This window comes from Serratia nevei (assembly GCF_037948395.1).
GTDB classification, from domain to species: Bacteria; Pseudomonadota; Gammaproteobacteria; order Enterobacterales; family Enterobacteriaceae; genus Serratia; species Serratia nevei.
Window position 1 is genome coordinate 3,451,939 of record NZ_CP149940.1, and the last position, 13,451, is coordinate 3,465,389.

The 13,451-nt window shown below is 57.7% G+C and carries 13 protein-coding genes and 1 pseudogene; 12 read left to right on the top strand and 2 right to left on the bottom strand.

What is annotated here, in order from left to right; genetic code table 11:
• Window positions 1-17: 17 nt before the first annotated feature.
• Both V8N38_RS16535 and spt read left to right on the top strand, forming a co-directional pair.
• Window positions 18-278 (top strand): acyl carrier protein, encoded by a 261-nt coding sequence (locus tag V8N38_RS16535; protein ID WP_019453571.1) that lies wholly within the window; start codon window positions 18-20, stop codon window positions 276-278.
• On the top strand, window positions 265-1,437 hold the full coding sequence (gene spt / locus V8N38_RS16540; protein ID WP_147840122.1) for a serine palmitoyltransferase: 1,173 nt from the start codon (window positions 265-267) through the stop codon (window positions 1,435-1,437). The genes V8N38_RS16535 and spt overlap by 14 nt, the downstream gene beginning before the upstream one ends.
• A gap of 70 nt (window positions 1,438-1,507) precedes the next feature.
• On the opposite strand, the gene V8N38_RS16545 is transcribed toward spt, so the two are convergent.
• A complete protein-coding gene (locus V8N38_RS16545; RefSeq protein ID WP_070914553.1) occupies window positions 1,508-2,239 on the bottom strand; it encodes an ATP-binding protein in 732 nt (243 codons plus the stop codon).
• Between the two features lie 370 nt (window positions 2,240-2,609).
• Here V8N38_RS16545 and V8N38_RS16550 point away from each other — a divergent pair, with 370 nt between their 5' ends.
• The 10 genes and pseudogenes from V8N38_RS16550 to V8N38_RS16595 all read left to right on the top strand — a co-directional run bounded on the left by V8N38_RS16550 (window position 2,610) and on the right by V8N38_RS16595 (window position 11,980).
• The gene (locus V8N38_RS16550; protein WP_147840121.1) at window positions 2,610-3,335 is read left to right on the top strand and encodes a hypothetical protein; all 726 of its coding nucleotides are present in this window, start codon (window positions 2,610-2,612) and stop codon (window positions 3,333-3,335) included.
• A gap of 30 nt (window positions 3,336-3,365) precedes the next feature.
• A complete protein-coding gene (locus V8N38_RS16555; protein ID WP_147840120.1) occupies window positions 3,366-4,160 on the top strand; it encodes a hypothetical protein in 795 nt (264 codons plus the stop codon).
• 72 nt (window positions 4,161-4,232) lie between these two features.
• A complete protein-coding gene (locus tag V8N38_RS16560) occupies window positions 4,233-5,567 on the top strand; it encodes a lipopolysaccharide biosynthesis protein (RefSeq protein WP_049200021.1) in 1,335 nt (444 codons plus the stop codon).
• Window positions 5,567-6,436 (top strand): hypothetical protein, encoded by an 870-nt coding sequence (locus tag V8N38_RS16565; protein ID WP_147840119.1) that lies wholly within the window; start codon window positions 5,567-5,569, stop codon window positions 6,434-6,436. The genes V8N38_RS16560 and V8N38_RS16565 overlap by 1 nt, the downstream gene beginning before the upstream one ends.
• Window positions 6,437-6,456: 20 nt before the next feature.
• Window positions 6,457-7,023 carry a YtfJ family protein gene (locus tag V8N38_RS16570; RefSeq protein ID WP_147840157.1) on the top strand — a complete coding sequence of 189 codons (567 nt, stop codon included), beginning with the start codon at window positions 6,457-6,459 and terminating at the stop codon, window positions 7,021-7,023.
• A gap of 28 nt (window positions 7,024-7,051) precedes the next feature.
• Complete coding sequence (gene lptF, locus V8N38_RS16575; protein ID WP_147840118.1) at window positions 7,052-8,122, top strand: LPS export ABC transporter permease LptF; 1,071 nt, start codon at window positions 7,052-7,054, stop codon at window positions 8,120-8,122.
• Window positions 8,119-9,198 (top strand): LPS export ABC transporter permease LptG, encoded by a 1,080-nt coding sequence (gene lptG, locus V8N38_RS16580; protein ID WP_147840117.1) that lies wholly within the window; start codon window positions 8,119-8,121, stop codon window positions 9,196-9,198. The genes lptF and lptG overlap by 4 nt, the downstream gene beginning before the upstream one ends.
• A 162-nt stretch (window positions 9,199-9,360) precedes the next feature.
• A pseudogene (locus V8N38_RS16585) lies at window positions 9,361-10,311 on the top strand (phospholipase); the annotation flags it as partial.
• Window positions 10,308-11,066: an ankyrin repeat domain-containing protein gene (locus V8N38_RS16590; RefSeq protein WP_070914545.1), complete on the top strand. Its 759-nt coding sequence runs from the start codon at window positions 10,308-10,310 to the stop codon at window positions 11,064-11,066. The pseudogene V8N38_RS16585 and the gene V8N38_RS16590, both read left to right, overlap by 4 nt.
• A gap of 140 nt (window positions 11,067-11,206) precedes the next feature.
• Window positions 11,207-11,980, top strand: coding sequence for an ankyrin repeat domain-containing protein (locus tag V8N38_RS16595; RefSeq protein WP_147840115.1), 774 nt, complete (start codon window positions 11,207-11,209; stop codon window positions 11,978-11,980).
• An 89-nt stretch (window positions 11,981-12,069) separates the two neighbouring features.
• Here the strand turns inward: V8N38_RS16595 and V8N38_RS16600 are convergent, their stop codons facing one another.
• Complete coding sequence (locus V8N38_RS16600; protein ID WP_147840114.1) at window positions 12,070-13,377, bottom strand: serine hydrolase domain-containing protein; 1,308 nt, start codon at window positions 13,375-13,377, stop codon at window positions 12,070-12,072.
• Window positions 13,378-13,451 lie beyond the last annotated feature (74 nt).

The window sequence follows — 13,451 nt, forward strand, 5'->3', positions numbered from 1 at the left end:
GGTGTGTCAACGTTCTTATGCTAAATCGCGATGCTGTAATGGATTATATCCTGACGTGTTTGCAAGGTATCGTCGAAGGCGGAGTGGAAATAAAACCTGATAGCGATCTCGTCAATGATCTTGGCCTGGAGTCCATCAGAGTCCTGGATCTGCTGATGATGCTGGAAGATGAATTAGATATCTCCATTCCTATCAATATATTGCTTGATGTCAGAACGCCTGAGCAACTGCTTGACGCGCTGCGCCCTTATCTGGAGAAAAGCCATGGGACTGTATGATAAGTTTGCGCGGCTCGCCAATGACCGTGAACAATTTCAAACGTCCGGTCTGAATCCGTTCGGCACCTGTATCGACGAAGTGTATTCCGCCACCCAAGGCCGCATCGGCGATCAAAAGATTGTCCTCGCCGGCACCAATAATTATCTCGGCCTGACGTTCGATGCGCAGGCGATCGCCGCCGGCCAGGCGGCCCTGGCCGCGCTCGGCACCGGCACCACCGGCTCGCGCATGGCGAACGGCAGCTACGGACCGCACCTGACGCTGGAACGGGAGCTGGCGGAATTCTTCGATCGCCCCAGCGCCATCGTGTTCTCCACCGGCTATACCGCCAACCTGGGCGTCATCAGCACCCTGGCGGGGCCGGGCTCCGTGGTGTTGATCGACGCGGACAGCCACGCGAGCATTTACGACGCCTGCGCCCTCGGCGGCGCGGAGATTATTCGCTTCCGCCACAACGACGCCGCCGATCTGGAGCGCCGCATGGTGCGCCTGGGCGAACGGGCCCGCGAGGCGATCATTATCGTGGAAGGCATCTACAGCATGCTGGGCGACGTCGCCCCGCTGGTGGAAATCGTCGACATCAAGCGGCGGCTCGGCGGCTATCTGCTGGTGGACGAAGCACACTCCTTCGGCGTGATGGGCGAGCACGGCCGCGGCCTGGCCGAAGCGCTGGGCGTCGAGCAAGACGTGGATATCATCCTGGGCACCTTCAGCAAAAGCCTGGCTTCGATCGGCGGTTTCGCCGTCGGCGGCAAGGGGATGGACGTGCTGCGCTACAGCAGCCGGCCGTATATCTTTACCGCGTCGCCGTCGCCTTCCAGCATCGCGTCGGTGCGCACGGCGCTGCAAAAAATCGCGCGCCATCCCGAGCTGCGGGAAAAACTGTGGAGCAATGCGCGCCGCCTGTACCACGGACTCGCCGAGCTAGGGTATACCCTGGGGCCGCGCATCAGCCCGGTGGTGCCGGTGATGATCGGTTCGAAGGAAGAAGGGCTGCGTTTCTGGCGCGAGCTGATCGCCCACGGCGTGTATGTGAATCTGGTGCTGCCACCGGCCGCGCCGGCGGGCGTTACCCTGCTGCGCTGCAGCGTCAATGCCGCGCACAGCGATGAAGAGATCGACACCATCGTGCGCGCCTTTGCGGTGCTGAAAAAATAAAGCCTTTTCCTCTCGGCCGCGGCGGCGGTGCCGAAAATGGCATCGCCGCCCTGCCGAACCGATGCGCACCTCAGTGCGCAGCCGTTGATACCTCATCAGTCGAATAGCGATACCCCTGCGCCGCCATAAATTCCGCGATGGCTTTTTCCGCCGCAGAAAGCACCTCCTCGATCGGCCGATCGGCATCAAGATCCACGATGTCGGCACCTTCGAACGTCAATAACGGCGTGACGGCGATCTTCTTCTCCAGCGCCGCTTTGCGGTGATCGGGTTTGCGCGCGCAGGCCACCGCCAGACTGACATTCAGCTTGAGCACCAGATCCGGTTTTTGCCCCGCCATCCATTGGAACGCCGCCCGCTCGCGCGCCGCCAACCAACGGACGAAACGGCTCCCTTCAACGTCGACGGGAAATACCGTGCCGTCGTAAGCGCCGGGAATTTGCGCCTGCGGAAAACGGTCGGTCAACACGATGAACCCTTGCCGGCGAAACGCCAGCATGCGGCGAAAACGCAGCAGCCGCCGCCCCACGAAAGCGATGATCACCGCCGATGGCAACAGGCCAATCCGGGATTTTTTCGTTTTGACTTTTTTGGTATTGCTCTCGATCGCCTTGCCCACCGAGCGCCCGAGCAGCGGCAATTTCGCCGCCGCGCGCCCGACGTTGCCCGCCTGTTTGCCCAGATGCACCTGCACCGCCGGGCCATAATGTTTCACATATTCGATCAGATGTTCACAAACGGTGGACTTACCCGATCCGTCGCTGCCAATAACCGCAATCAACGGCGGAAATTTTGCACTCATAATAAGACTCTCTTTCAATACACCAGAAACGGCGTGCCATGTTTGAAGCGAAATCACGCTTAACCTTGCTCGGCAGCCGCGCAAAATAAATTGCCTCAGCGCAGTGCCAAACAGCACAAAAGATTAAGCGAAAATTAAAAACCCCTGCTCTTTTTCCGCTGCGGGCCATTCCGGAAATTAACATAAAAAGCGAAACTGACCTGCGTGCGAACAATTAGCACAAAATAACAAGAACGAACGCCATTAATATCAATTCAAATAACGAACCAAAATACCCATCTCATTATTTTATCGTAGCAAAGCACAATAAATATCTTGAACCCAAGGCGTATTGGAATACAATAGTTTTTTTCGCATTGGATCAATTATTGTGAGTCAGCAGATAAGACCTTCATCTGATCGCTCGCCCGTGCGCGTAATAGCGATAACCGGCTGTGACGGCTCGGGAAAATCTACCTTGGCCACCAGTCTGGTCAACGCCTTATCGGCAAAAGAACCTGCCGAACTGCTTTATCTCGGCCAGTCTTCCGGGCGTATCGGCGAATGGATCAGTTCACTGCCGATTATTGGCGCGCCCTTCGGGCGTTATTTGCTGAAGAAGTCGCAGCGCGTGCACGATCGCCCTTCCGCACCGCCGGATAATGCCACGGCGCTGGTGATTTTTTTACTTTCCTATTGGCGCGTCTATAAATTCCGCCGCATGCTGAAGAAAAGTCGCCGCGGCGCATTGCTGATTACCGATCGTTATCCGCAGGCCGAAGTGGCAGGGTTTCGTTTCGATGGCCCGCAGCTGGCAAAAACCGCCGGCGGCAATCGCTGGGTACGCTGGCTAAGAAAGCGCGAACAACACCTGTACCAATGGATGGCGTCTTATCAGCCCCTATTATTAATTCGGCTGGATATTGACGAACAAACGGCCTATTCACGCAAACCCGATCACTCGCTGGCGGCGTTGCGTGAAAAGATCGCCGTCATCCCACACCTGACGTTTAACGGCGCTAACATACTGGATTTAGACGGCCGCGAACCGGCCAGCCATATTTTCGACGAATCGCTGCGCGCCGTTAAAATATCGCTGAGGGCCGCCAATGCCTAGCCGACAAATAACCTTTTCGTACCGAAACAGATGAAAAAAAATAAACTCACTGCCGAACAGCACTCCTCTTCCACCTGCATTAGCGGGCTGATTGCCGTGGTGGGCAGCGACGGCACGGGCAAGTCCACGCTGACCGCCGATCTGGTGAAAAATCTGCAGCAGCATCGCCCCACGGAGCGGCGCTATTTGGGGCTGATCTCCGGCGAAGACGGCGACAAAATCAAGAAGTTGCCGTTCATCGGCGTGTGGCTGGAACGGCGCCTGGCGGCCAAATCCGATAAAACCCAACGCATGAGCAACAGGCCGCCGGCACTGTGGGCGGCGCTAATCATGTACGGCTTTTCTCTGTGGCGCGCCTCCAACCTGCGCAAGGTGCGGCGGCTGGCGCAGAGCGGCGTGCTGGTGATCAGCGATCGCTACCCGCAGGCGGAAATTTCTGGTTTTTACTACGACGGGCCCGGTATCGGCGTGGAGCGCGCAAAAGGCTGGCTATTGAGCCGCCTGGCGGCGCGCGAACGCCGTTTATATCAACGCATGGCCGTCTATCGGCCGGCGCTGATCATTCGCCTCGATATCGACGTCGATACGGCGTTTTCCCGCAAGCCCGATCACAGCTATGAAGAGCTGAAAGACAAGATTTCCGCCATGGTGCGCCTGCAATACAACGGCGCGCGCATCATCGAGCTGGACGCCAGAGCCCCTTACGACGAAGTGCTGAGCAACGCGCTCAACGCCATTTCGGCCGTGGTGACCCCCGCGAAGCGCCCACAGAGCGACATCGGGCAACCCGGCGAAAACGCCGGCGAAGAAACTCAGGTTTATTAAACGCATACAGGGCTAACGCATGACAGCGGAACACAAGATGCAGCAAAAAAACGATAACGGCTGGTTTGGGTTATGAAACGGTGGTTTTCCGATGGCGCGTTTCGCTCCATTTTACGTAATGCCGCCTACTTAGGCTCCGGCAGCGTGGCCAGCGCGCTGCTCGGCCTGCTGGCGCTCTCCTGCGCCGGTAAAGGCATGTCGCCTGAAATGTTCGGCGTGCTGGTGGTGATCCAGGCCTATACCAAAGCGGTCAGCGATTTCATCAAATTCCAGACCTGGCAGTTTGTGGTGCAATTCGGTACCCCGGCGCTGGAGCACCAAAACACCGGGCGCTTCCGCGACGTCGTCGCCTTCTCCTTCGGGCTGGATATCGCCAGCGGCGTCATCGCCGTACTGGGCGGCATGATCATGCTGCCGTTCTTGTCCCACGCCCTGGGGCTGGACAGCGAAAGTTTCTGGCTCGCCATGCTGTACTGCACCCTGATCCCGTCGATGACCTCGTCCACGCCGACCGGCGTGCTGCGCGCCTTCAACCGTTTCGATCTCATCGCCATCCAGCAGGCGATCAAGCCGTTCCTGCAGGCGGTGGGCAGCGTCATCTCCTATTATTTCGATCTGGGATTCCCCGGCTTTATCGTCACCTGGTACGCCTCTAACCTGATCGGCGGCACGCTGTTTTGGTGGTTCACCGCGCGCGAGCTGCGCCGCCGCGATATCCACGGCGCGCTGAGGCCACGGCTGTTCAACGTCGCGCGCCGCATCGAGGGCGCCTGGAACTTCGTCTGGACCACCAACATCGCCCATACCATCTGGGCCGCACGCAACTCCTGCACCACCGTGCTGGTGGGCGTGGTGCTCGGGCCGGCCGCCGCCGGGCTGTTCAAGATCGCCATGACCTTCTTCGATGCGACGGGCACCCCGGCCAAGCTGCTGGAGAAAAGCTTCTATCCCGAGATCATGCGCCTGGACCCGCGCACCAAGACCCCGTGGCTGCTGGGCCTGCGCTCCTCGCTGCTGGCCGGCGGCATCGGCCTGGCCGTCGCGGTGTTGATGCTGCTGGTGGGCAAGCCGCTCATTTCCGCCGTCTTCGGGCAGCAATACCTGGAAGCCTATGACCTGATTCAAATCATGCTGGGCGCGATCATCGTTTCCATGATGGGCTTCCCGCAGGAATCCTTACTGTTTATGGCAGGCAAGCAGCGCGCCTTCCTGATCGCGCAGGCGACGGCCTCGGCGGCCTACATTGCGCTGCTGGTGTCGATGGCATATGCCTTCGGCGTGCAGGGCGCCGCCTTCGCTTATTTACTGGGGCAATGTTTAGACGTTCTGTTATCCCTGATACCGACGATCGGCGCCTACCGCAATCGCTTTATGTTGGGGCTGAATGTGCCCAAAGAGAGTAATTAATGACCGCTAACGATAATTGGAAGAAGTTCTCCGCCGAAACCACCCAGGCGCTGTTTGTCGCGGTGGAAGAGGATGACCTGGTTGAGGCGAACATCAGCCTGCCGCAGCAGATTGATTTGCAGTGTTCCCCCGAGAGCATTCGGGACAACTACGCGCTGTGCCTGCAGTTTTGGGAAGACGGCTTTTCCCGCCGCGAGCTGCTGCAACTGGTGAACGGTTTCCTGCAAGATCCGCAGTTGGCGGCGGCTACCCGCATGCGCTACAAATATATCCGCGCCCGCTATAAGCACCTGCGCTTCGCCCAGCAGCTGTACGGCGCGCCCCACCGTGCCAACCGCCTGTTCCACACCACCACCGTGGTGCTCGGCCATTTTCAGGACGCGTTTCGCAACGGCAACCAGAAGAACCTGACGCTGTACGGCAACCTGCTGCGGCTGCTGCTCAGCAAGCCGGTGTGGTCGTCCGTGCGCTATGCGCTGCGCCACACCCGGCTGGAAAGCGCACAGGGCTTTATCACCTACCGCCAGGAGCAAATGCGCCAGCTGCAGACGCTGATCGCCAGCCCGGCGCTGACCGGGCACCAGTTCCACGACGTGCGCAAAATCGTCAGCCGCCAGGTGTCGTTTTACGACACGCTGAGATCGATCGATCCCGACAACCGCGAAGCCCGGCAGATCTCGCGCTTCCTGGCAGCGATTAACGGCCTGATGGGCGACCGGCATGACGTGATGGTGGCGGACAAGCTGGCCGGCGGCGATATCTATGATCGGCCGGCGATCCTGGATATCGACATCCGCCAGCGCCTGGAGCTGCTGCTGGCGCGCTTTCCGCTGTCGTTTTCCCAGCCGGCCATCGCGGCGGGCAGATAAGCGGGTTGCGCGGAGCCATGATGACGTTACGCCGCTTGCTGACCCTCGCGCTGCTGCTGTCGCCGCTGGCGGCGTCAGCGCATAACTTCGTGCATGGCCGGCCGGTGGCGCCGATCGCCATCACCGATCGCGGCGAGCTGCTGCTGCGCAACGGCGATTTCCACTACCGGCCGTGGAACAGCGCAAAGCTGGCGGGCAAGGTGCGAGTGATCCAGTACATCGCCGGGCGCACCTCCGCCAAAAAGAAGAACTCGCTGCTGATCAACGCCGTCAAAGACGCGAACCTGCCGGGCGATCGCTTCCAGCCCACCACCATCGTCAACACCGACGACGCGATACCGGGCTCCGGCTTTTTCGTGCGCGGCAAGATCGAGAAAAACAAGCGGCATTACCCCTGGGCGCAGTTCATCGTCGACAGCGACGGGCTGGGGCGCATAGCCTGGCGGCTGCCGGAGGAGAGCTCCACCATCGTGGTGCTGGACCAGGCCGGGCGCGTGCAGTGGGCGAAGGACGGCGCACTCACCCCGCAGGAGGTTGACCAGGTGATCGCCCTGCTGCGCACCCTGATCGACCGGGAGACGCCATGAAATGCACGCCGCCGGGAGCCGATAACGCATGTCTTTGATTGAACGCTATATCACGGTTGAGATCCGCCGCCTGGTGATGATGATCGCCGGGTTTCTGATCTTCATGTTCGCCAGCTACTCGGCCCAGCGCTACCTGACCGACGCCGCCAACGGCACGCTGGCGCTGCGGGTGGTGGCCGAGGTGGTTTTCTATAAATCGCTGATCGCGCTGGAGATGATATTGCCCGTCGCGCTGTATGTTTCGGTGGCGGTGGCGCTGAGCCAGCTGTACAGCGATGCGGAGATCACCGCCATGCTGGCCGCCGGGGCCAGCCCGCTGCGGCTGTACAAGGCGGTGCTGATACTGGCCGTGCCGCTGGCGATAGCGGTCACGCTGCTTTCGCTGTATGGCAGGCCCTGGGCGTACGCCAATATTTATCAGCTGCAGCAACAGTCACAGTCGGTGCTGGACGTGAGCCACCTGCAGGCCGACAAATTCAACGTCAGCGGCAACGGCCGCATGATCCTCGCCAGTCACGTCGACAAAACGGCCAATCATCTGACGGACGCCCTGATTTATGTGCGCGGCGGCCATCACACCAACCTGTACCGCGCGCAGTCGGTGGAGGTGCTCGACGCCTCTCCCGCCAGCCCCGCCGTGCGGTTGAAAACCGGCACCGCCTATGTGCTGGATCGCCAGGGCACCGACGACAACGGGCAGAACTACGACAACTTTGACATCGCGCTCAAGCCGTTCGTGCCCAGCGCCGAGAGCCGGCACAAGTCGGCCTCGCTGGCGGAGCTGGCGCGCTCCGCCGATCCGGGTGACGCCGCCGAACTGCAATGGCGCGAAAGCCGCGGGCTGACCACCGTGCTGATGGTGCTGCTGGCGATCCCCTTTAGCCGCATCAAGCCGCGGCAGGGCCGCTACGCCGCACTGCTGCCACTGACGGTGCTGTTTACCGTGATTTTCTATGGCGGCAACATTTGCCGCACACTGGTGGCCAACGGCTCTCTGCCGACGATCCCCGGCGTTTGGCTGGTGCCGCTGGCGATGGCTGTCGGCATCGCCCTGCTGCTGGCACGCGACTTATCCCTGCTGCGGAAACCCTCCCGATGACTATTTTTAGCCGTTACCTGATCCGCAACGTGTTCATCGGCTTCGCCGCCGCGGCCGGGCTGCTCATCCCGCTGTTCACCACCTTTACGCTGATCAACGAGCTGGAGGACGTGACCCCGGGCGGCTACCGCTGGCAGCAGGCGCTGCTGGTGACCGTGCTGACCCTGCCGCGCAGCCTGGTCGATCTGGGGCCGTTTATCGCGCTGCTCGGCGGCATCGTCGGGCTGGGGCAGCTGTCGAAAACCCTGGAGCTGACCGCGATCCGTTCCGCCGGGATGTCGATATTCCGCATCGCGCTGGTAATGCTCGCCGCCGGGCTGCTGATGAACCTCTCGCTCGGCGCCCTCGATGAATGGGCGGCCTCGCCGCTGCAGCAACGCGCGCTGCAGATGAAGAACAACGCGCTGGCGCAGTCTAACGATAACGACGTCACCGTTAACCCACTGTGGGCGCGGCGCGGCAACGAGTTTGTGACGGTCAAAACCGTCGATGAGAACGACCAGCCCCACGGCATTGAGATCTTCCGTTATCAGGCCAACCGCGCGCTGGAATCTTACCTCTACGCCGACAGCGCCAGCACCGCCGCCGACGGCAGCTGGCTGCTGCACAACGTGATGCAGAAACGCTGGCAAGGTGGAAAGGAGACGATTGAGCGGCAAAGCAGCCTGCCGTGGCGCTCGCTGTTCGCCGTGCCGAGCCTGAAAGAGCTGACCCTGCCGGCCGGCAGCTTCTCGCTGCAACAGCTGGAGCGCTATATCGATTACCTGCAAGGATCGGGGCAGCCCAGCACCGAATACCGCCTGGCGCTGTGGAAAAAACTCGGCCAGCCCCTGCTGGTGCTGGCGATGATTTTGCTGGCCATCCCGTTTACCTTCACCGCCCCGCGCGCCCCCGGCATGGGCAGCCGATTAGCGCTCGGCGTGATCGTCGGGCTGCTGACCTACATCGCTTACCAGATCGTCCTCAACCTGGGGTTGTTGTTCGCCCTCAACGCGCCCCTCACCGCCCTCGCCCCGCCGCTTTTGATCCTGGCGTTGGCGTTGGCGCTGGTTTATCGGTTTGATCGGCGGGGTTAAAAACCCGCAGAAGCCTTTGGAAAACAAGAACTTTCCGGTTAACCTTTGGCCCACTTTACAAATTGGCCTGAGCCGTTATCATCCCTTATCTGGTGTCCTATGCGCCGTTAGCTACCGCTGACTGCCGTTCGATAACATGCCCCTCAGGGCTCCATCGAATACCTCATTGGCCGCGGGCAACGGAGTATCTACCCGGACGCCCGAATCGCCTCGGAACGCCTGGCGGCAAACAATGTCGCCGTCGAGAAGGCAAAACTGGCGGAGAATATCTACAAGACCACGAATCCGCTAAAGGATACACCCGGCGTTCCCGAAGGTTGGAAAGATATCAGTAACGATAATGCTGCCCTGAGTAAAATTGGGCTAAACAGAAATATGCTCTTCGACAGAGATGAATCTCCGGATTTTTTGGTAAGGGTATATCAACCTGATAGCACTGTTTTTGGTAAAGAGATGAACCCAACGGTCGTGTTCAGAGGATCAAGAGCGCCAGAGTTCCCGGAGGGAATCGGCAGCGCCGCCAAAAAGGCCCTTAGGGGCGACTTCTCAGGTGTTAAAAATGTGAATGACTGGATAAATAATGGCGCGCAGGGGATGGGGGCAAACTCAGATTATTATAAGCAGGCGGTTAAAATAGGATTACAAGTAAAGAACTCCTCCGGCGTCGATATTTCTGGTCATTCATTGGGCGGAGGAATGGCCTCCGCCGCATCAATGACCAGTGGAAAACCCGCCTGGACGTTTAATGCAGCCGGACTCCATCATGGAACTGTAGGGAAATACGGAGCTGAAATGATTGGTTCAACCAAGAACATACAGGCCTATCGAGTTGAGGGAGAGCTGTTAACCACGTTACAGGAGGTTAATAACGAAAGTGACTATGAGCTTATAAGAAATGCCCTGCCCGATGCTTTACAAAAACCCTGGGGCGTAGCATTGCCTTTCACCTTGAAAGAGTGGTCATCACTGGCGGTGCCTGATGCCGCTGGCATACCGCACACGCTTGCCGGAGGGACAGGAACCCTGCTCGATAAACACGGTATAGACCAGACAATAAAGTTGATTGAAGATCAGAAAGACGAGGATGTCGCCACTATCAGGGGGAGAATATGAGCAAGTGGATAATGGCAATGGCGTTACTGTTTACTGTTCTCATGATGCAAGGATGCAAAAAAAACATGGAATATGAACCACAGGATTTTTTTGAAGGCCGTCAATTGGAAGTCGCACAGCTGATTTATGATGGCGACGAAGTGAAACTGAATGAGAAGCTTCCTTCAATAAGCAAGGAAGAACTGAATCGACCAGTGAAAGCAGACATGACCCTGCTGTTTTGGTCGGTGTTGAACTCAATCTATGATAAAAACACGCTGGAAAGGCTGAAAATAATAACCGACCTGGTAAAAGCTGGCGCAGACCCGTTGCAGCCCAGACCGGAGGGCGGGAGCAGCCCGGCGGAATTCGTCATGAAAGCCGACAAGGGGATTTGGGTCAAAGCCATGCTCGACGGCGGTTTACCGCCAAACGCAAAAGATAAGGTATTCAATGAGCCCATTGTATTCCAAACAATCAAAGCCAAAAACCCTGAAACATTAAAGGTGATGCTGGATTATGGCGCGGATATAAACATCAGAGACTCCTTGCAACAAACCTTATTAATGGATGCTTTTTTTAGCTCAGCCTTTGAGCATATGACCTTACTGCTCAATCGGGGTGCGAATCCTAACCCGGTAAATATAAACAATCTTTCGCTGTTAACAGCAGTGAATCGGCAAATAAAAGACAGCCAAGATGGCTCAGAATACAATGTACAGTGTAAGAAAATACTCGAGCTCATGCTTTTGAAAGGAGCAAAGGAAGCACAGTAATTTCATCAACGCACATCTGACAGCTGCCTGTTATTATACTGGGGCTGTCAGGTTACATCTGGTTTTCGATAAACACGCTATAGACCACGCAATAAAACGGATTGAAGAGACGAGGATGTCACCATTCTCAGGGGGAGAAGATGAGAAAATTGATAATGGCAATAGTGCTACTGTTTACTGTTCTCATGGTGCAAGGATGCAACAAAAGCATGGAATATGAGCCACAGGATTTTTTTGAAGGCCGGCAGCTGGACATCGCACAGCTGATTTATGATGGTGATGAGGTGAAACTGAAAGAGCAGCTTCCCTCTATAAGCAAGGAAGAACTGAATCGACCGGTTAAGGCAGACATGACCCTGTTGTTTTGGTCTGTATTAAACGCAATCTATGATAAAAACACGCCGGAAAGGCTGAAAATAATAACCGACCTGGTTAAAGCGGGTGCCGACCCGTTGCAGCCCAGACCGGAAGGAGGAAGCAGCCCGGCGGAATTTGTCATGAAAGCCGACAAGGGAATTTGGATCAAGGCCATGCTCGACGGAGGTTTACCGCCAAATGCAAAAGATAAGGTATTCAATCAACCCATTATATTCGAAGCTTTAGAAGCGAAAAACCCTGAAACGTTAAAGATGATGCTGGATTATGGCGCGGATATAAATACAATGGATTCATTGGGGAATACCATATTAATAAGCTCTCTTGATTCTCGTTCGTTTGATCATACTATACTTCTGTTGGAGAGAGGTGCAGATAATAAAATCAAGGGTAAGTTTGGTTGGACTATGGGCAATCAGCTCCAACGCTTTATAGATAGAGGGGTAGGCGATGACGAGGATAAAGAGAAAGTTAACAAGATAAAAGAATTATTAATTAAAAACGGTGGAGACTGGCCTCCTCTACCTGTAAAGAATTGAGACTCCCTTAAGGTCAGCGTCGAAAACATGGAATATGCCGCTCAGAGGCAGAATGGCAACCGCCATCCGCCCCTGCTCGCTACCGAGGGTTAACGCAATTCCTTCGCTATGGCGCTAAACATCAGCGAGGCCTCCAGCGGTTGTGCGCTGAAGGACGGCTCCGCCTGCGGCCAGGTGGACCACTGGACGATCACCAGATTCTCCGCCTGATTGACCATAATCATCTGGCCGAAGATCCCCAGCGCCCACAGAGAATGCTTGAGGGAAGTCTGCGGAGCAGGCTCAACGTTAGTCGCATTGGCCGGCACTTCGTTGTTCCACCACTGGAAGCCGTAGATGCCGTTAGGATGCGCCGCCGATACCGAGCCCGCCGCCCGAGTCCAGTTGGCCGACTGGGCTACCCAATCAGCCGGCAAGATCTGTTTGCCGTTCGGCAGCTTCCCGTTATGCAGAATGAATTCGCCGAAGCGCCCCCAGTCTTCCAGCGTGGCATTGAACCCATGCGCGCCCACGTCGTGCTGGCCTTTGGCGTAGGCATGCCACACCCCGTCGCTCGCCATACCGTACGGCTGCCAGATGTTTTGCTGCAGATAGGCCGCCAGCGGCATGCCGGTGGCACGCTCCAGCACATCGCCCAGCAGCCACGCGCCGCCGGAGGAGTAAGACCAGTTCTGCCCGGCCGGATGCGCGCGGTGCAAACCGGCCACCAGCTTGCGCACGCAGGCGTAGGTGCCGGGTTTGGCTTCACACTCGGTCAGCTGCGCGAAGTCCGATTTCGGGTTGGTGTAATCCTCATTCCACGCCACGCCGGAGGTGTGAGTGATCAGCTGCCTGAGGGTCACACCGTCCCACGCGGTGCCTTTCAGATCGGGTTCGTATTGCGTGATGAGATCGTCGAGCGAGCGGATCTTGCCCTGTTTAATCGCCACGCCCACCAGCGCGGCGACCACGGATTTGCCCACCGAGCGCGACGTCCACAGGGTGGCGTCGGTATTGCCCTGCCCCAGATATTTCCAGGCGATTTTGCCGTCTTTCAGCACCAGCATGCCGCTGACGTTCTGGCGCTGCAGGTAATCCTGCAGGCTGTAGGTTTTACCATTCACCCGATAACTGGCGTCCGTTAACGGTTTAGCGGCCGCCGGCAGCGGCGTGGCATTACCGTGGTGAAATACATCCCCGGCATAGTTGCGGTAGTCGTTACGAAAACCGACCACCCGATCGCTCTGGCTCCAGGTGAGCATCTTGTGCGTGTCCGGCAATTGCGCATCGAAAGGCGCGGGACAGACGCTGAGTTCGGTGCCCGCACAGGCGGCCAGCGCGGCGGGCGCCAACAGGCCGCTGCAGAGACTGATGACAACGCCCGCCAGCAGGCTGCGGTTAAACACTTTGCTTTTCATATTTTTTCTCGCTTAGCTCAGGAAGGCGTTCAGCTTAAAAAAACGCGGCCTATAATAAAAAACGCCTGATGGGG